The sequence below is a fragment of the Natrinema pellirubrum DSM 15624 genome, assembly GCF_000230735.2.
Lineage (GTDB): Archaea > Halobacteriota > Halobacteria > Halobacteriales > Natrialbaceae > Natrinema > Natrinema pellirubrum.
In genome coordinates this window covers 830,484-846,855 of the sequence record NC_019962.1, presented here as the reverse complement: position 1 = coordinate 846,855, position 16,372 = coordinate 830,484, and the positions used below count along the sequence as shown (strand labels likewise).

The window sequence follows — 16,372 nt, the reverse complement described above, 5'->3', positions numbered from 1 at the left end:
GTCACGGCGTGGTTTAGCTGCGTCTAATTAATACGTTTTGCGGACGAACGGGCGCAAAACCTGCCCGATCCAAACGCCGATCGGTCTAAGCCCGGTCATTCGGCCGCTCGAGGGAGCGAACGAAACCCGAACGCCCGGTCACTCCATTGGGGTGACGTCGGTCACCGTCCCGACGCCCTTGCTGCGACCCTCGCGGAAGACGAACTTCTGGCCCTCCTCGACGAGGTACGGGCGGAACTTGAACCGGACGGTCGTCGTCCCCGAATCGCCCGGCAGCAGCCGGCCGTTCTCCGGATAGAAGGCCGCGGCCTCGCCGATCGTCTCGAGGTGGACGACGGGTTCGTACCCCTCACCGATCCGGGTGGGGTGATTCAGCACCATGACCTCGGCCTCGAACTCCCGGACAGGGTCGGGGTCGGCCTCGCGGGGCAGCAAGACCATGCCGCGCTCGATGGCGCTCTCTTTGATCCCCTTCAAGGCGATGCCGACGATCCGGCCGGCCTGCGCTTTGTCGACCCGGTGATAATGCATCTCGATCGATCGGACCTCGACTTCCTGAAAGCGGCCGTCGGCCATCGGCCCGATCAGGAGTTCGTCGCCGGCCTCGACTTCGCCGGCCATGACGGTGCCGGAGGCGACCGCGCCGACCCCCGTAACCGAGTAGCTGCGGTCGACGTACATCCGGAACTCGCCGGTGTCCTGGGAGGTCTTGGGGAGTCGATCGAACAACTCATCCAGCGTCTCGAGGCCGTCCATGGTGATCGCGCTGGTCTCGACGATCGGAACGACACGCTCGCTGATCTCGTCGACGGCGGCGTCGACGCCGTGACGGGAGACGCGAAGCGGCGACTTGTCGACCTCTCGGAGGAGCCGCTCGACCTCGCGTTCGACCTCGTCGACGCGTTGCTGGTCGACGGTGTCGGTCTTCGTGATCGCGACGATCGTCGGGAGGTCGGTGGCGAGCAAGACGCCGAGGTGTTCCCGCGTGGTGCGAGTAGGGCCATCGTCGGCGGCGACGACCAACAGCCCGTAGTCGAGTTTCTGGCCGACCAGCCCGCGGATCGTCGTTCGGAGCCACGGCTCGTGGCCGACCGTGTCGACGAACGAGACCAGCCGGTCGGCGTTCTGGACGACGTCCGCGCGGTCGGCCTTGCGATTCGGATTCCGGACCCGGACTGGCCCCTCATCGTCGAAGCCGTAGACGGCGTAGGACAGATCGGCGGAGAGGCCCCGCTCGACCTCGTGGGGCTGGACGTCGAGGAAGGCCCGCGTCGCGCCGTCCCCGTCGTCGGCTTTGCCCGTGACCAGCGAGCCGACGAGCGTACTCTTCCCGTGGTCGACGTGGCCGGCGGTCCCGACGACGACGTGTTCGTCGTCGGTCTCGAGGACGCCGCCCTCCCGGACCTGTGCGACGCCGACCAGCCCGTCGTTAATGCCCCACGTCTGGACGTCCTCGATATGGGCGTCGGCCTCCTCGGCCAGCAAGGAGAGGACGTCCATCGTCTCGGAGAAGGTGTCGGGATCGATGCCGGCGAGACCGCCGTCGTCGGTGACGCCGACGACGTAGGTCGCCTCGCCGTCGCCCGAAAGGAGACGATGTCGCAGTTGCGCGGCGAGACTCTCCCGCCGCCCACCCTCGAGGTGGACGTCCCGTGACAATCGCTCTTTGAACTCGACGTTGCCACCGTCCTGTTCGCCACGGTCCAGGGCCCGCTCGAGGAGGGCCCGGTCACGGCTCATGGCCACTGGTAGGCAGGCACACGGCAAAAGCCTTCTCGTGGTTTGGGACTGTATAGCACAGTAGGCCGCCCGATTCGGGACGGCCGACGTCTGCCAGTCGAGCGTGCCGGGCCCGGTTTCAAGCCCCTCGAGCGCGTACCGCCGGTATGAGCGTTAGCGGCCTCTGTCAGATCTGTGAGTCCCGGCCCGCACAGGAGCGGTGTTCAAACTGCGGGACACTGGCCTGCGAGGTTCACTTCGATGAGAGCATGGAGCTGTGTGCCGACTGCGCGTCGCAGGCCCAGCCGGGGCCGGGCAACGACGACGTGGAGATCAACCGGTTCTGAGCGTGACCTCGATCCGCGACCTGCTGGGCGAGGCGGTCGGCGTCGGCCAGCGGTACTACCTGCGCCTCGAGGAACGCGACGGCATCCTCGTCGCCGCCCACCCGAACGATTCGAGTCCGATGGACATCGCCGTCGTCGAGGGACTGGACCGGCTCGAGGAACGACCGCCGACGGAGCCGGTGACGGTCGAGATAGTCGATCGGGTGGTCGACGGGCGGATCGCAGGGCGAGTGGTCGCATCCGGTCCTCAAAACGCGTAACTTTTTGCCGTTCTCGTTGCTGCGCCTTCGGACTGTAGCGACACCGATACTGCTCGAGGACGGCCTCGAGATCGTCCCAGTCACTCGAGTCGAATACGGACAGTGGAACGATCGAAGCGATAGACAGTGGCCCATGTTCGACGAAGGATACGTCTCGAACGACACGGTCGGCTTTCGTCGTCTACCGTACTGATCGGTCGCTCACTCTTCGTTGTGAAGGTTCGTAACGTCCATCACGTCCTCGAGCGGCCGGATCTCGAAGTCACTATCGGCAACCACGTATTCGTCCCCGGTCGAACGTGCAGTTGCGGCGATCATGGCGTCTCGGTGGGACAGTTCGCTTCCGTCCTCGATAGCCTCATTCTGTAACCGTGAGGCTTCCAAAGCCAGCTGTTCGTTGAACTCGAGCGCCTGCACACCGCTGAATTTCTGCCGTTCTTCGGTCGGGTCGAAGTCTTGCGATCCCGCAGGCCCGTTCAGGACCTCGAACACGCAAATCGTCGACGTCCACCACGGCTGTCGCTCATCGAGATACTCGATGACAGTTCGGTCGTTCCGCAGATATTCGATGATGGTCGAACTGTCGAGAAACGTCATCGCCAGTTCTCCCGAGACTGCCTGATCGACTCCTTTGCCCGTTCTGCTTGCTCGTCCGACCATGCCCCGGCTTCGATCGGTTCTTCAGTAGCGGTGACTCGTTCTAAGAATTCGTCCCAGGTTTCGCCGTCTCGCTTCAATCGGTCCAGCCGTTCTTTGGTGGCCGAATCGACCGGAATAGACGTTCGACTCATATGAATTCATAGTGAATTCATCTTTGTAGGTGTTTCGCCGGCGCGAGGAGTGCGCCGACCACCGCTGTACCGACGACGATCGCCGGCTCAAGACCGTCGCGATCGCCTCGAGCGCGCCAGCTACTATCGGTACTGATTGAGCCGCCTCTTGAGTCGCTTCGCGGCCTGCCCGCTGGCCCTCGCGAAGTCCTCGCCGTCGTCCTCGCCGGCGAAAATAATCCCCCGCGAGGAGTTGACCAACCCGACACCGTCGGCCAGTCCGTACTCGACGGCCGCCTCGGCGTCGCCGCCCTGCGCGCCGATCCCGGGCACGAGGAAGGGCAGATCGGGCACCTGCTCGCGCAGTTCCTCGAGTTCTTCGGGCTTGGTCGCGCCGACGACGAGGCCGACGTTGTCGTTCTCGTTCCAGAGATCCGCGAGCGCGGCGACCCGCTCGTAGACGGGTTCGCCCGTCTCGAGTTCGAGGTCCTGGATGTCGGCCCCGCCCGGGTTGGAAGTCCGACAGAGGACGAAGACGCCGGCTTCTTCGTTCGAGAGAAACGGCTGCAGCGAGTCCCGGCCCATGTAGGGGTTGACGGTGATCGCGTCGGCCTTCTCGAGCAGTTGGGCGTACTGGCGGGTCGTGTTGCCGATGTCGGCCCGCTTGGCGTCCAACAGGACCGGCACGTCCTTGCCGTGGGCGTAGGCGATGGTCTCCTCCAGGGCGGCCCAGCCGTCCGGGTCCTCGTAGAAGGCGGCGTTGGGCTTGAACGCGGCGGCGTGTTCGTGTGTCGCGTCGATGATGCGGCGGTTGAACGCCCACCGGGGGAGGTCGTGGTCCTGCAGGTGGTCGGGGAGCCGCGACGGGTCGGGATCGAGCCCGACCGAGACGACGCTGTCGACCGTTCGGATGCGGTCGTGCAGGCGATCGAAGAAGTTCATGGCGGGAGTGGCCCCGCGACGGTCGAAAAGGTTGCTATCCGGTCCGCGCGGGTCGGCGGCCTCGACTCGACCGCCGCGAGCGGCGACCGCGTCACGACGCCGTTCCAAATCCTTCAGGCATCACGTACTTCGTTCGTATCCTGATCGAACACTGTATGGATAGCCGACGGAAATCACAGTCGCTCTCGAGTCGCCTCCGCGAACGGGTCCGATCGACGCTGCTGGTGCCGGGACGCTCACGGGACACGGAGACGGACGGTGGCACCGACGCGGCGGAAGCGTCGGCAGGGGACCGCGGCGGGGACCCGGACGCGCCCGGCAACCTGTTTCACTGTTCCAACTGCGGGCTCGTCTACATCGACGCCGAGAAGCGGGTCTGTTCGCAGTGTGAAACCGACGTAGAACGGGTTCGATCGACGCTCGCCTGTAACCGGTAGGCCGCGAGCGCACTGCCGGCGGTCAGACGATCGACTGTCCGTCATTGACGGTGCAACCGCGACCGCTCTGTGGTTGCACCGTGACATCGTTCCAGCGACCCGTATCAGGCCTCGAGGATCTCGATCAGGTTCCCCTCCGGATCGCGCAGGAACATGATCGTGGTGCCGCTCTCGGTCGTCCGCGGCCCGCTGATCGTCGGCACGTCGTCGGGAAGGTCGGCGGCGAAGGTTTCGAGATCGTCGACCGAGAGTCCGACGTGGGAGGCACCCGGCTGGTTGAGCCCCGCCGCCGGCGAGCCTCGGGCTTCCGGCTCGTACTCGACGAGTTCGATCCGGACGCCGTCGGCCTCGAGGTGGGCGAAATCGGCGCTTGCATCCTCGACCCCGACGGCCTCGGAAAAGGCCTCGCCACCGACGCCGAACCGATCGACGACGGTGAGACCGAGCGTATCGCGGTAGAACGCGAGCGTCTCCTCGAGATCGCTGACCGTGAGGCCGACGTGGTGGGCACTGCAGTTTGTCATGAGTCGGTCGTCCCAGCGCGAAGAAAAAACGCTTCCGTCTGCGGAGCGGGCCGCGTCCCACGTGACGGCCGTCCACTCGCGGGTGACTTCCTCCCCGAGCGGAGCGGCCGGCTCGCCGAGTCGAATCACCATCGGCAGTGGTCCTGCCGTCTCGTTCCCCGTCGGTCAGCGGGTTCAGCGACTCGAGCCGTCCGGTGGCACACCCGCTCTCACGGGATTCAATCGTCCGCCGTCGAGGCGTGATCGCTCGCCCGAGTTCGCAACGCGGCCGGCATCGCGGGAACGTCGCTCGCCGAAACCGAGCCCTCGGCCTCGAGTTCCTCGAGGGACTTCGGGAACGCCCGCAGTTCCTTGTGGATCGCGAGGCCGGCCTTCGCGCCCTGGCCCATCGCGACGGGGATCTGGTTGTGGCCGGGCGTCAGATCACCGACGGCGTAGAGCCCGTCGACGCTCGTGCGGCCGTGATCGTCGACCGCGACCGTACCGTCGTCGTTGATCGCAGCGCCGAGCGACGCCGCAAGGTCGTTGTTGTAGTCGCTGCCGTACATCGCGAAACCGCCCCGGTACTCGCGGACGCTCCCGTCCTCGAACTCGAGCGCCTCGAGCCAGCCGTCGTCGCCGTTCCGGACGCCGGTCACGTCCTCGTGGACGATATCGACGGGGTGGCCCTCGAGCAGGGTCGCGGTCTCATCGCTCCAGGTCGGCTCGTCGCCCCGCAGCAGCAGGTCGACGTCGTCGGTGAAGTTCAGCATGATCATCGCAACGTGGGCGGCACTCTCACCCGATCCCATCACGTAGACCGACTCGTCGACGAACATGTAGGCGTCACAGTGCAGGCAGTAGTGCAGGCCCCGACCGGTCCGGGGCAGCGGCGGCTCGGGCCGCTCGTCGCTGAAGCCGGTCGCGAGGACGACGCGCTCCGCGGCGGCCGGCCCTTCGGTCGTCTCGAGGGCGAACGAGTCGTCGGCCCGTTCGATGCCAGTCACGAACTCCCGCCGGTAGTCGGCCCCGTAGGACCGGAGCTGGTCGACGGCCGTCGAGAGGAACTCGTTGCCCGACACCGACTCCGGCGTGCCGATAACGTTGTGTGTCTCCTGCATCATGGCCGCGCGGCCGCCGCCGCGGTCGAAGACGGCGGTCTCGTGGCCGAGCCGCGCGGCGTACAGCGCGGTCGTCAGCCCCGCCGGGCCGCCGCCGACGACGGCGACATCGTACCGGCGGTCCGCTGCGATCGAATCGCGGGTCGTCCCGTCTGGGTCACTCATTGTAACTCGGTTACGACCGCTCACGGATAACTGTCAGCTATCGTTGAGGTAACCCGGTTACTGGTCGGTAAGTGACCCACGGCAGCCCGACTATCTGGGCCGAACGGTAACTGGTAGTAAGTCAGTAACAGGTGGTAACTATAAACGGCTCCAGCACCAATTCACATGCATGGAAGAGTCGACACGGGAACTCGAGGTCTGGTGTGCTGGCGAAGAGTGGTGCCCGATCACCTCGACTGCGACGCTGTTGGGCAAGAAATGGCATACGGTCATCATTCATCGCTTGCTCGCCAACGGCCCGCTCGGGTTCTCCGCCCTCGAGGCGGAGGTCGACGGCATCTCGAGCAAGGTCCTCTCGGACGCCCTGGAGGATTTGGAAGAGAAGCGGCTCGTGAACCGCGAGATCGTCAGCGAGAAACCGGTCCGCGTCGAGTACTCGCTGACCGACCTCGGCCAGTCGCTCGAGCCCGTCATCACGGAGATGCGCGAGTGGGGGCGCGAACACCTCGCGGCCGCGGCGGACGAATCGGAGTCGATCGCCTGATCGGACTGCTGGAACGATGTCCCGGTACAACCGCAGGCAGTCACGGTTACATCGGAAACGACCGTCGGTAGTCCTCTAGATCCGGCGTCCCTGCGGTCCGGTTCGGTGCCGGGCCGAGACAGTCCGGTCAGTAGTTATGTAGCTCCCCATTGATACGGTCGCTATGAGCGATCCGTTCGTCGTCGTCGGCGGTGACGCAGCCGGAATGTCCGCGGCGAGCAAGGCCAGACGCGAGGCACCGGACCGCGAGATCGTCGTCTTCGAGAAGGGGGAGTGGGTATCCTACGGAGCCTGTGGACTCCCCTACTACGTCAAGGGGGAGATCCAGTCGCTCGAGGACCTCGTCTCGGTCACGCCCGAGGAGTTCCGCGAGGAACGCGACATCGACCTTCGGGCGGGCCACGAGGTCGTCGCGATCGACACCGAAGCCCGGACGGTCACCGCCGAGGGCGAGGCGGGAACCGTCACGCAGTCCTACGGCGATCTCCTGCTCGCGACCGGCGCGGAAGCCGTCGTCCCATCGATCGACGGCACCGACCGCGAGGGCGTCTACACGCTCGGGTCGATGAGCGACGGGAAGGAACTCCGCGAGTACGTCGCCCGCGCCCGCGAGGGCGAGGGTTTTCAACAGCCCGACCGGGGCCCGGCCTGTCGCTTCCTCGAAGACTGTACGGGGCCGGTCGGCGTCGTCGGCGGGGGCTACATCGGGATCGAGATGGCGGAGGCGCTGGCCGAGAACGGCTTCGAGGTGACCCTCTTCCAGCGTGGCGACCGCGTGCTGAAGGGGTTCAGCGACGAGACCAGCGAGTACGTCGCCGACCACCTCCGAGAGGAGGACGTCACGCTCCGTCTCGGGGCCGAGGTCAGGGAACTTGCGGGCGGCGACCGCGTCGAGGCCGTCGTCACTGCCGACGATCGGATCGAAGTCGAGATGGTCCTGCTCGGCACCGGCGTCCGACCGCGGACGGACCTCGCCGAAGACGCCGGGATCGAACGCGGCGAGACCGGCGCGGTCGCGGCCGACGCCTACCGCGAGACGAGCGCCCCCGACGTCTACGCCGCCGGCGACTGCGCGGAGGCGACCCACGTCGTCACGGGCGAGCCGACCTACGTCCCGCTCGCGCTGACGGCCAACCGCCACGGGCGCGCGATCGGGCAGACGGTTACCGGAACCCCGACCGAAGGCGGCGGCGTGGCCGGCACGGCCGCGGTCAAGGCCTTCGACGTCGAAGCCGCCCGTACCGGGATTCTGGATCACGACGAGGCCCGCGCGGCCGGCTTCGATCCCGTCAGCGAGACGGTGACCGCGAAGTCGCGGGCTGGCTACTACCCCGAGGGCGGGAACGTCCGGATCACGCTGACCGCCGACCGCGTCTCCGGACGGGTACTGGGTGCCAGCCTCGCCAGCGAGTACGGCGAGGGCGCGGTCCACCGGAGCCACGCCGTCGTCGCCGCGCTCTCGGAAGGCGCGACCGTCGCCGACGTGGAGAACTACGACCTCGCGTACGCGCCGCCCTTTAACACCACGTGGGACCCCGTCCTCGTGGCGGCGAAGGTCCTCGGCGGGACTCTGCAGGACTGAGTCGCTCGAGTCGGTCGGCACTCGGCCCGTCTCGCCGGCGATCACGCGGGGAAAACGAGGGGACTCCCCGGAGCGTCAGCAGCCGAGTGCGTCGGCCAGGTCGTGGAACGACGTGACGGTCAGGTCCGGGTCGCCGGCGACCGGCTCCCACGGGCGGCCCTTCCGGTCGACCCATGCGCCCTGCATACCGGCGTGTTTCGCACCCATGACATCGTACCAGCCGGCGGTGACGTGGACGATCCCGTCGATCGGGGTGCCGGTCCGGGCGGCCGCGTGGCGGTAGAGTTCGGCGGCCGGCTTGAACGTCTCTACCTCGTCGGCGCTGATCGTGTCCGCGAGGAGGTCGTCGACGTCGGCGTGGGCGACCATCGAGGAGAGCATGTCGGGATCGCCGTTCGAAACGACATAACAGTCGTAACCGCCCTCCCGCAGCCGTTCGATCCCGTCGCGGACGTCGTCGAAGACCTCGAGTTCGTGATAGACTGCCAGGATCTCGTCGCGCTCGTCGGGGCCGACGTCGACGCCGTGGACGCCCAGCGCGTACTGCAAAGCGTCGCGGTTCATCTCGTAGAAGGGCTGGTAGGCGTCGAGGTAGTTCGCGACGAGCGTGTACTCGAGCGACCGGAGCCGCCAGAGCCGCGAGATCGGTTCGGGATCGGCGACCCGGTCGGCCAGCGCCCGTTCAGCCGCGTCGACGTCGACGAGCGTGCTGTACGAGTCGAACGTCACGGTCTCGACCGCGTCGGGTTCGAACGGCATGGAAGCGCCTATCCGACTGACATCGAAATAGGTTCGCCCCAACTTCGGCTCGTGCTACGCGACGACGGCCCGGACCTGCAGGTACTCGACGCGGATCGCGTTGTCACCGAACCAGTCTTCGAGCGCCCCCACGGCGTCCCGGCGGAGCGCGGCCCGGGCATCGTCGTCGTCCATCCGCCGCAGGACCGGCGAGAGCGGGCCGGACTCCTCGGCGAACTCCCGCCAGAAATGCCGCGGCGTGGCGTAGCGAAAGTCGAGCAACCGTCGCTGGAAGGACAGGTCGGCCACGTCGGCGAACTGCTCGCGGACGAAGTCGGGCTCGCCCCACTCGAGGTGGGCCCACGGATCGCTCGGCGGTGCCGTGACGTGGTCGGTCAGGACCTCGGTGAGGTCCCCGACGACACCGCTTGGCGACCACGCGGTGAAACAGACCCGGCCGCCGGCGGTCGTGACCCGCCGGAGTTCCGCCCCGGCGCGGGTCGAGTCCGGCGCGAACACGTGCCCGAAGTTCGAGAGGACGACGTCGAACGCGTCGTCGGGTACCGGGAGCGTCTCGGCGTCGCCGACGAGCCAGCCGATATCGTCGTGGCCCGCGAGTCCGGCGTTGTCACGGGCCAGCTCGAGCATCTCGGGTGCGAGATCGAGGCCGACCACGTCGGCACCGGCTCGGCGGGCGGTCAGCGCGGCGTTGCCGGTTCCACAGCCGACGTCGAGGACGCGGTTGCCCGGGTCGATGCCGGCGGCGTTGACCAGCCGTGCGATGGCCGGCAGCATGTTCGGTGCCATCGCGGGGTACCGGCCGGCCGACCAGACGTGTCTCGCCGATCGGTCGTCGGCGTCGGTCGGATCCTCCATGACCGATGGTCGGTCGCCACGCACAAAAGTCGATAGCCGCCGCGTCCGGCGTCGAACCCGATACGGATGACTGTCCACGAGAGCGTCCTCGGGACGTCGCTCGTGCAGTACTTCGATCGACTCGAGCCGATCGGAATCGTGCTGCTCGAGCGCGGGCGGGGCATCTCGGGGTTCGACGACTGAGAAGCCGCCGAAGATCCGGTGGTGACCCAGCCCAGCAGCCACGCCTCGAGGACTCGAGACGCTCGCCGACCGGAAGGGATAGCTTCAACCGGCTCGAGCCCCCTCACATATCCATGCCACGCGCGGTCGTCTTCGACCTCGACTACACGCTCGCCGTTCCCCGGCGGGATCGGACGACCATCCTCGAGGAAGCCGCGACCGCGACGGGTGCGCCCTCGCTCTCCCGCGAGGCCTACCTCGAGGCCCACCGCCGGAACCTCACCAGCGAGACGCGCGAACCCATTTTCGAGGACTTGCTCGCGGGTACCGACAGCGACGCCGATCCGGCCGCCGTCGCGACCGCGTATCGGGAGACGATTTCGGACTCGCTCGAGCCCCTGCCCGGCGTCGAGGCCATGCTCGCCGATCTCCGGGGGAGCTACCGCGTCGGCCTGCTGACCAACGGCCCCGTCCGCGCCCAGCGGGACAAACTCGAGACGCTGGGGTGGGAGGACGCCTTCGACGCCGCCCTGGTGACCGGCGAACTCGAGGCGGGCAAACCCGATCCGCGGGCCTTCGGGGCGATCACGGACGAACTCGGCGTCGCGCCCGACGAGGCGGTCTACGTCGGCGACGAGGTCGAGGCCGACGTTCGGGGCGCGACCGAGGCCGGGATGCGGGCCGTACAGGTGCTGCTGTCGGACGGGCCTGGGCCGGATCCGCGGGCCGTCGCCCACCTCGAGCAGGACGATCTCGCGGCGGCGTTACCGGGGGTTCTCGAGGGGCTCGAGTGATCTGCTTCCAGAGTCGTACTCTACCTACGAAGCTATAGTAGCTCTTGAAACGATTTACACACCGATCACAACACGGTCCTGCGATCGGGTGTGCATTGACTTTCAAGAGCTACTATAGTATTCGCGTCACCCGACCGGCGTACAGATTGAGCGAACGTATCGTTCTGCTATCGTGACAATACGGAGTTGCCACATCCTCCCCAGCCGATTCATTCGTTCTTTTCAGTCGCTCACTCATCCCTCGCGCAGTATCGTCGGGTAGCCTCGCTTTCGCTCGGCCACCTGACAGCGCGCGCCACCGCCGAGAATACGACAGTTCGCTGTGCTGGGATTCTATGCGTCGGCCTCGAGTTCTCGCCCAACTCGCTGGACCACGTCGGTCGCGCGCTTGACCGCGGCTCCGCTCTCGAGGAAGACCAGCGTCTTCGGCGGCTCGGTCGCCTTGGGTCGGACCCGAAGCTCGAGGGCCGACGCCGCGTCGGCCGCTCGGTCCTGTCCCGCCTCGAACTCGAGGCGGGCCCGGTCCTCGTGAACGAACACGCGGGCGAGACGCTCGTCGCGGTAGGTGACATCGTACGCGCGAGTGCCGTCGGCCGACGGCTCGACGTCCCGGTCGGCGTTGGTCACGGCGACGCGCTCGAGCAGGCCGTCCTCGCGGCCGTCGAGTTCGCTCGAGAGGAGTTCGGCGATGCGGCGACCGTCGGTGATCCGGTCCTCGACCATATCCAGTCGGTCGTGACGGCGGGACTAGTCCCCTTCGGTGTCGAGGACGGCCTCGCGGGCGACCGGGGCGAGGTCGTCGACGTCGATCCCCTCGCGGCGGGCGTAGACCACCGCGGCGGCCTCGATGGTCAGCCCAAGTTCACCCTGGAGAGTGTTGATCGCCCCGACGGCCTCGTGTTTCTCCATGCCCTCGGCGACCAGCGAATCGAGGACGCGTTCGAACGCCGACCGTTTCCGCAGGAGGTCCTCGTCGGGGTCGAAGTCCTCGGGGATCGTCACCTCGCCCGGCTCGAAGGTCGCTGCGAGTCCGTCGTCGGTTCGGTCCAACAGCCCCTCCTCCGTCGCAATGTCGATCAGCCGCTTGGCCTGATCGGGGGAGAACCAGTCCCGATCGAGCGAGAGTGCGACGACGAACTCGTTTTCCTCGAGCCGGCGGCTCCCGTGTTGGATGAACGGGGCCGCGACCGCGACGCGGAGACTCATCGGCGACGACTTGCTCGAGCGGCGAGAAAACGATGACGGTTACGGACGGTCCGCGCTCGCGGGCAGCGCCGGCCGCGGGCGATCAGTCGGAGGCACGGCCGCCACCGCTGTTGCGGTCGGCCCGGGACGGCGGCGGGAACTCGCCGGCGGTCGACTCCGACGTTTCGGGAAGGACACAGCGGGCGGGCTCGCGGTTGACGTGGCGGTACTGGTCGGGCGCGTTCGCGAGCGGGTGGGCGGGGTTCTGGTCGCTGTCGATGCGGGCGGCCCGCACCTCGTCGAACCCGTTGAGACGGGCACGGATGCCACGCCAGTGATACTGCGTTGCGGCCGGGACGGAGACGGGACGGGGCGATTTCCCGTCTGGATGGCGCGTCGCGAGGATGGTACTGTTGACGTTGCTGGCGAGCGCGTCGTGGTCGAGGAGGACGCCGACGGAGGCGTCTCGCGGCGCTCGAGCGGCCAGGACGTCCAATCCAAGGTGCAACGCGCGATACTCCGCGACGTTGTTGTCCGGCGGCGTATCCGCGGTCGCGATCCGTGCGACGCGGGTACCGTCGCGGGTTTCGATAACGGCACCCAGCCCGCCACCGGCCTCCCGGAAGGACCCGTCGGTGGCGACGTAGAAGTCTCGGTGGTGGGTCCGCGGGGGGTGGGCGATGTGAGGCGTGGGCGACTCGTCGAACAGATCCCGCAGTGCGGGCCGGCCGTGAGCGGCCATATCCGTAGTATGCGGTGTAGGTTTCTTAAAGTTATGCCAGTACTCGGCCGCTGTGAGCGAACCACGGACTGCATCGGGAGAATCAACAAAGGAAACGGCAGAACGAGTACAATATTGTACAAAATAGCACTGTCCTTCTCACAACTACTAACTGCGCGTTCAATAACCAGTATATATAAATAATACGTACGTGTTTACCCCGAGGTCTCAACAACCGGCACAGTCTGCTCTCGTGAGATCATTTCGTTGTCGTGGACAACCCGCGTAAGTTCCTCGTATGGGTTGCGTCCCTGCTGGCGCCACGTCGCCAGCAGGGACAAGATCGTCTCGTGAACGAACATGCCACGGTCGTTCCGGAGTGTTCCGATGATTTTCCGGAGAACAACAGGTTCACGAAGGGCGTTTTCTGCGGCATTGTTCGTCGGGGAGACCGCTGGCTCACCGACGAAGGTGAGCCAGTGGTCGAGTCCACCTTCGATCTTCCCGAGGAGTGTTGCCACTGGTTCGTCGGTCACTGACCGCTCAACGAGCGATCTGAGGCCGTCCTGACACGCTCGATGCATCTGTGCTCTCGCACGAGGATCTGGGTCGGTCTCCAGCCACGACTGGAGACCGACGAACATCTGCTTGAGATACCGGTACACCGGTTCTGCCTCCTCGTGGTCACTAGCAACGTCTTCAGCCTCCCGGAGAAGATGTGCCCAGCACCGCTGAAGCGTACTGCTGAACGCTGGATACGCCGTCCACCCATCACAGATGACCGTTCCCGCGAAGTCCTCGCCAAGGACTTCCGCGGGAACATCACTCCCACGACTCTCTCTGACCGCGTACAGCGTATGCTCGTCCGTCCGAAACGTCCAGATCCACGCTTGGTCACCGTCACGCTTGATGCCGGTTTCGTCAACGTGGACGATTTCAGCCTCCTGAATCTCTCGACGGATCTGCTCGTACTCACAGCGACCGGCGCGCGCAGCGCGCTCGGTCGCGTGCCACGCGGATGCACCTGAGAGTTCGAGTCCGTGAAGTTGCTCGAAGCGGTCCGTGATTTTCCGGTAGGGAAGGCGGTGATCGTACCGTGACAGGGCAGATTGCGCGATGACGTTCACCCCGAACTGCCCCTCATCGGGGCAGTCGGGGTGAGTCGCAACCGTCTCAGTTCCACAGGAGTCGCATTGGTAGCGGTGTCGGTTGTACTGGGTGACTTCTGGTGGCTGTGGATCCGGGACTTCCTCGACGAGTCGGGGGCTGACGCCCACCGACTCGTCGAAGTGGTCGCCACACTCGGGACAACAGTCAGAGGTGACCTCGATTTCTTCATCAGGATCGGGCGGAGAGCGCCACTCCGGGTTGTGACCGTCCTTTCGACCGGGAGTACCACCATCAGTTCGGACATCGTCGTCTTCGTCGTCCTGCGAGGTCGGGGACTCGTCGGTCCCCGACCGTCGCTTACTGGGTGGAGTGTGTGGATTCTCGTACTTCCGGAGACGTGTTTCGAGTTCTTCGATCCGCTCTTGCTGCTCTTCGATCCGCTCTTGCTGCTCTTCGATCCGTTCGTTCTGTTCCTCGATCCGCTTGTCCTTCTGGGCAATCTTCTCTTCCAGCTCGTCGATTCGCTCCTCCATCTGGAGAAACCGCGAGAGGAGTTCGTCCTTGGAGAGATCGTCCCAGCTCATCGATTCCACCTCGAAACGACGACAGCAGGGCCGACGGGATGGTCTCCGGGCAGCGGAGACCATCCCTGAGAATGTAGACTGACTCCCTGCTGACAGACCATGTATCTGTCACAGGCCACCACCTACGAGACAGTGACGAAATCAGACGGGGCTAAACACGTACAATAATACTATCGTAATGTGTGGGTATGGGAACCATGGACACTACGCGACTCGATCGACGAACGCTGCTGAAACTCACCGGTGCCGCGGGGACGACGGGTCTCGCGGCGATGAGTGGCTGTCTCGGTGATCCATCCGACGACGACGGCACCGACGAACTCACGATCACGCTCTCACAGTTCCCGGATACGGTGGATCCGCTCGATCACATCACCGGGGACTTCTTCGACGTATACGACCACATCTACGAGCCGCTGTTCGACTTCGAGCCCGGGGAAGGCATCTTCTCCCGGGTCGTCGAAGACTGGGAGGCCCAGGGCGACGGGACGACCGAACTCTCCCTGCGGGACGACGTGGTGTTCCACAACGGGGACGATCTGACCGCGGAAGACGTCGCGTGGACGATCAATCGGACCGTCGATCCGGAGATGGGCGTCCCGAGTCCGATCGGGACCTTCGGACTGGGGTCGATCGATGGTGCGAGCGCGGTCGACGAGACGACGGTGTCGGTCGAGTACTCCGCCGCACCCGGACTCGCGGAGTTCGAGTTCGGGAACTACGCCCGTGCGATGAACATGGAGTGGGCGATCGAAAACCACGACGCCGAGAACGAGGCGATCTCCGGCGCCGATCCCGAGGTCTTCAACGGGACGGGGCCCTACGAGGTCGTCGACTTCACGTCGGGCGAGGAGATCGTCCTCGAGCGGTTCGACGACTACTGGGGCGACGAGCCGCCGTTCGAGCGCGTGGTCTTCAACGCGGACGGCGAATCCAGCGGTCGGGTAAACTCGCTCGAGACGGGAGAGACGGACCTGACGATCAACGTTCTCCCGGAGGACGTCGATACGGTTCGGAGTGCCGACGACGTCGAAATCAGGCAGGTAACGAGCTTCCGGAACATCTTCTGTCCGATGAAAAACACCGTCGAACCGTTCGACAGTCTGGAGTTCCGACAGGCGATGAACTACGCCGTCGACAACGAAGAGATCGTCGACACGATCCTCAGCGGGTTCGGAGAACCGCGCGGCCAGCCCGTTGCGCCGGGGATCAACGGCTTCAACGACGAGATCGAACCCTACGAACAGGACGTCGGCATGGCCGAGAGCCTCGTCGACGAGAGCGGGTACGGCGGCGTGGAGATCGAACTGACCGCACCACAGGGCCGCTACCTCAACGACGCCGACGTCGCCGAGACGGTCGCCGACCAGATCGACCAACTCGAGAACGTCAGTTGCGACGCCAACATCGTCGACTTCGGCATCGTCTCGGACGCGAATCAGGCCGGGGTCGACCCCGACGAGTTCGAGATCCCCTTCTTCATGATCGGCTGGGGAACCATTACTGGCGACACCGACTACGGCGTCCAGGGCTTCTTTACGATCCCGGACAACCCGAACCGGACGTTCGACGACGAGGAACTCAGCGACGCGATCCTCGAGAGCCAACAGATCGAGGACCCCGACGATCGCCGGGCGCAACTCGAGGAAGTCAACCAATTGGCCCACGAGAAAGCACCGTTCCTGTTCCTCCACACCCAGGAGAGCATCTACGGCGTGAGAGAGGACATCCAGTGGGAGCCCCGCGAGGACGAGACCGTCTACATCTGGGGCATGGAGACGTAACACCGGACCACGCCTGAGAGTGAACGAG

Annotated in this window: 19 protein-coding genes; 7 read left to right on the top strand and 12 right to left on the bottom strand. The window is 65.8% G+C overall.

Going from position 1 to position 16,372, the window contains the following annotated elements:
• Nucleotides 1-138: 138 nt before the first annotated feature.
• On the bottom strand, nt 139-1,740 hold the full coding sequence (locus NATPE_RS04185; protein WP_006180033.1) for a GTPBP1 family GTP-binding protein: 1,602 nt from the start codon (nt 1,738-1,740) through the stop codon (nt 139-141).
• A 146-nt stretch (nt 1,741-1,886) separates the two neighbouring features.
• On the opposite strand from NATPE_RS04185, the gene NATPE_RS04180 reads away from it, so the two are divergent.
• Entirely contained in the window at nt 1,887-2,066 is a 180-nt protein-coding gene (locus NATPE_RS04180; protein WP_015298763.1) for a hypothetical protein, read from the top strand.
• Between the two features lie 2 nt (nt 2,067-2,068).
• The gene (locus NATPE_RS04175) at nt 2,069-2,326 is read left to right on the top strand and encodes a hypothetical protein (protein WP_006180035.1); all 258 of its coding nucleotides are present in this window, start codon (nt 2,069-2,071) and stop codon (nt 2,324-2,326) included.
• 201 nt (nt 2,327-2,527) lie between these two features.
• Here the strand turns inward: NATPE_RS04175 and NATPE_RS04165 are convergent, their stop codons facing one another.
• The 3 genes from NATPE_RS04165 to pyrF all read right to left on the bottom strand — a co-directional run bounded on the left by NATPE_RS04165 (nt 2,528) and on the right by pyrF (nt 4,038).
• Nucleotides 2,528-2,923, bottom strand: coding sequence for a PIN domain-containing protein (locus NATPE_RS04165; protein WP_006185678.1), 396 nt, complete (start codon nt 2,921-2,923; stop codon nt 2,528-2,530).
• On the bottom strand, nt 2,920-3,117 hold the full coding sequence (locus NATPE_RS20975; protein ID WP_015298762.1) for a DUF7557 family protein: 198 nt from the start codon (nt 3,115-3,117) through the stop codon (nt 2,920-2,922). The genes NATPE_RS04165 and NATPE_RS20975 overlap by 4 nt, the downstream gene beginning before the upstream one ends.
• A 123-nt stretch (nt 3,118-3,240) precedes the next feature.
• Nucleotides 3,241-4,038, bottom strand: a complete 798-nt coding sequence (gene pyrF, locus NATPE_RS04160; RefSeq protein ID WP_006180038.1) for an orotidine-5'-phosphate decarboxylase — start codon at nt 4,036-4,038, stop codon at nt 3,241-3,243.
• Nucleotides 4,039-4,193: 155 nt separating this feature from the next.
• Here pyrF and NATPE_RS04155 point away from each other — a divergent pair, with 155 nt between their 5' ends.
• The gene (locus NATPE_RS04155) at nt 4,194-4,475 is read left to right on the top strand and encodes a hypothetical protein (protein WP_006180039.1); all 282 of its coding nucleotides are present in this window, start codon (nt 4,194-4,196) and stop codon (nt 4,473-4,475) included.
• 104 nt (nt 4,476-4,579) lie between these two features.
• Here the strand turns inward: NATPE_RS04155 and NATPE_RS04150 are convergent, their stop codons facing one another.
• Together NATPE_RS04150 and NATPE_RS04145 are read right to left on the bottom strand one after the other, a co-directional pair.
• Nucleotides 4,580-4,999, bottom strand: coding sequence for a VOC family protein (locus NATPE_RS04150; RefSeq protein ID WP_049804847.1), 420 nt, complete (start codon nt 4,997-4,999; stop codon nt 4,580-4,582).
• 218 nt (nt 5,000-5,217) lie between these two features.
• Nucleotides 5,218-6,264, bottom strand: a complete 1,047-nt coding sequence (locus NATPE_RS04145) for an NAD(P)/FAD-dependent oxidoreductase (RefSeq protein ID WP_006180041.1) — start codon at nt 6,262-6,264, stop codon at nt 5,218-5,220.
• A 169-nt stretch (nt 6,265-6,433) separates the two neighbouring features.
• Here NATPE_RS04145 and NATPE_RS04140 point away from each other — a divergent pair, with 169 nt between their 5' ends.
• Nucleotides 6,434-6,808, top strand: coding sequence for a winged helix-turn-helix transcriptional regulator (locus NATPE_RS04140; protein ID WP_006180042.1), 375 nt, complete (start codon nt 6,434-6,436; stop codon nt 6,806-6,808).
• A 163-nt stretch (nt 6,809-6,971) separates the two neighbouring features.
• Nucleotides 6,972-8,390 carry an FAD-dependent oxidoreductase gene (locus NATPE_RS04135; RefSeq protein ID WP_006180043.1) on the top strand — a complete coding sequence of 473 codons (1,419 nt, stop codon included), beginning with the start codon at nt 6,972-6,974 and terminating at the stop codon, nt 8,388-8,390.
• A gap of 75 nt (nt 8,391-8,465) precedes the next feature.
• On the opposite strand, the gene NATPE_RS04130 is transcribed toward NATPE_RS04135, so the two are convergent.
• Both NATPE_RS04130 and NATPE_RS04125 read right to left on the bottom strand, forming a co-directional pair.
• Nucleotides 8,466-9,149, bottom strand: a complete 684-nt coding sequence (locus NATPE_RS04130) for a haloacid dehalogenase type II (RefSeq protein ID WP_006180044.1) — start codon at nt 9,147-9,149, stop codon at nt 8,466-8,468.
• A gap of 54 nt (nt 9,150-9,203) precedes the next feature.
• Nucleotides 9,204-10,004, bottom strand: a complete 801-nt coding sequence (locus NATPE_RS04125; RefSeq protein ID WP_006180045.1) for a class I SAM-dependent methyltransferase — start codon at nt 10,002-10,004, stop codon at nt 9,204-9,206.
• 296 nt (nt 10,005-10,300) lie between these two features.
• On the opposite strand from NATPE_RS04125, the gene NATPE_RS04120 reads away from it, so the two are divergent.
• A complete protein-coding gene (locus tag NATPE_RS04120; RefSeq protein WP_006180046.1) occupies nt 10,301-10,960 on the top strand; it encodes an HAD family hydrolase in 660 nt (219 codons plus the stop codon).
• 333 nt (nt 10,961-11,293) lie between these two features.
• Here the strand turns inward: NATPE_RS04120 and NATPE_RS04115 are convergent, their stop codons facing one another.
• The 4 genes from NATPE_RS04115 to NATPE_RS04100 form a co-directional block, all read right to left on the bottom strand.
• Nucleotides 11,294-11,683, bottom strand: a complete 390-nt coding sequence (locus tag NATPE_RS04115; protein ID WP_006180047.1) for a hypothetical protein — start codon at nt 11,681-11,683, stop codon at nt 11,294-11,296.
• Nucleotides 11,684-11,707: 24 nt separating this feature from the next.
• A complete protein-coding gene (locus tag NATPE_RS04110; RefSeq protein ID WP_006180048.1) occupies nt 11,708-12,166 on the bottom strand; it encodes a DUF2240 family protein in 459 nt (152 codons plus the stop codon).
• Between the two features lie 82 nt (nt 12,167-12,248).
• Nucleotides 12,249-12,887: a ribonuclease H family protein gene (locus tag NATPE_RS04105; protein WP_006180049.1), complete on the bottom strand. Its 639-nt coding sequence runs from the start codon at nt 12,885-12,887 to the stop codon at nt 12,249-12,251.
• 194 nt (nt 12,888-13,081) lie between these two features.
• Nucleotides 13,082-14,560 (bottom strand): IS66-like element ISNpe8 family transposase, encoded by a 1,479-nt coding sequence (locus tag NATPE_RS04100; RefSeq protein ID WP_015298760.1) that lies wholly within the window; start codon nt 14,558-14,560, stop codon nt 13,082-13,084.
• Between the two features lie 188 nt (nt 14,561-14,748).
• Between NATPE_RS04100 and NATPE_RS04095 the strand changes: the two genes are divergently transcribed.
• Entirely contained in the window at nt 14,749-16,344 is a 1,596-nt protein-coding gene (locus NATPE_RS04095) for an ABC transporter substrate-binding protein (protein WP_006180050.1), read from the top strand.
• The last annotated feature ends 28 nt before the right edge of the window (nt 16,345-16,372 follow it).

What these genes read in the sequence shown, in the direction of transcription:
- NATPE_RS04185 (WP_006180033.1), bottom strand. Translation starts at nt 1,740, where the DNA reads ATGAGCCGTGACCGGGCCCTCCTCGAGCGGGCCCTGGACCGTGGCGAA.
- NATPE_RS04180 (WP_015298763.1), top strand. Translation starts at nt 1,887, where the DNA reads ATGAGCGTTAGCGGCCTCTGTCAGATCTGTGAGTCCCGGCCCGCACAG.
- NATPE_RS04165 (WP_006185678.1), bottom strand. Translation starts at nt 2,923, where the DNA reads ATGACGTTTCTCGACAGTTCGACCATCATCGAATATCTGCGGAACGAC.
- NATPE_RS20975 (WP_015298762.1), bottom strand. Translation starts at nt 3,117, where the DNA reads ATGAGTCGAACGTCTATTCCGGTCGATTCGGCCACCAAAGAACGGCTG.
- pyrF (WP_006180038.1), bottom strand. Translation starts at nt 4,038, where the DNA reads ATGAACTTCTTCGATCGCCTGCACGACCGCATCCGAACGGTCGACAGC.
- NATPE_RS04155 (WP_006180039.1), top strand. Translation starts at nt 4,194, where the DNA reads ATGGATAGCCGACGGAAATCACAGTCGCTCTCGAGTCGCCTCCGCGAA.
- NATPE_RS04150 (WP_049804847.1), bottom strand. Translation starts at nt 4,999, where the DNA reads ATGACAAACTGCAGTGCCCACCACGTCGGCCTCACGGTCAGCGATCTC.
- NATPE_RS04145 (WP_006180041.1), bottom strand. Translation starts at nt 6,264, where the DNA reads ATGAGTGACCCAGACGGGACGACCCGCGATTCGATCGCAGCGGACCGC.
- NATPE_RS04140 (WP_006180042.1), top strand. Translation starts at nt 6,434, where the DNA reads ATGGAAGAGTCGACACGGGAACTCGAGGTCTGGTGTGCTGGCGAAGAG.
- NATPE_RS04135 (WP_006180043.1), top strand. Translation starts at nt 6,972, where the DNA reads ATGAGCGATCCGTTCGTCGTCGTCGGCGGTGACGCAGCCGGAATGTCC.
- NATPE_RS04130 (WP_006180044.1), bottom strand. Translation starts at nt 9,149, where the DNA reads ATGCCGTTCGAACCCGACGCGGTCGAGACCGTGACGTTCGACTCGTAC.
- NATPE_RS04125 (WP_006180045.1), bottom strand. Translation starts at nt 10,004, where the DNA reads ATGGAGGATCCGACCGACGCCGACGACCGATCGGCGAGACACGTCTGG.
- NATPE_RS04120 (WP_006180046.1), top strand. Translation starts at nt 10,301, where the DNA reads ATGCCACGCGCGGTCGTCTTCGACCTCGACTACACGCTCGCCGTTCCC.
- NATPE_RS04115 (WP_006180047.1), bottom strand. Translation starts at nt 11,683, where the DNA reads ATGGTCGAGGACCGGATCACCGACGGTCGCCGCATCGCCGAACTCCTC.
- NATPE_RS04110 (WP_006180048.1), bottom strand. Translation starts at nt 12,166, where the DNA reads ATGAGTCTCCGCGTCGCGGTCGCGGCCCCGTTCATCCAACACGGGAGC.
- NATPE_RS04105 (WP_006180049.1), bottom strand. Translation starts at nt 12,887, where the DNA reads ATGGCCGCTCACGGCCGGCCCGCACTGCGGGATCTGTTCGACGAGTCG.
- NATPE_RS04100 (WP_015298760.1), bottom strand. Translation starts at nt 14,560, where the DNA reads ATGAGCTGGGACGATCTCTCCAAGGACGAACTCCTCTCGCGGTTTCTC.
- NATPE_RS04095 (WP_006180050.1), top strand. Translation starts at nt 14,749, where the DNA reads ATGGGAACCATGGACACTACGCGACTCGATCGACGAACGCTGCTGAAA.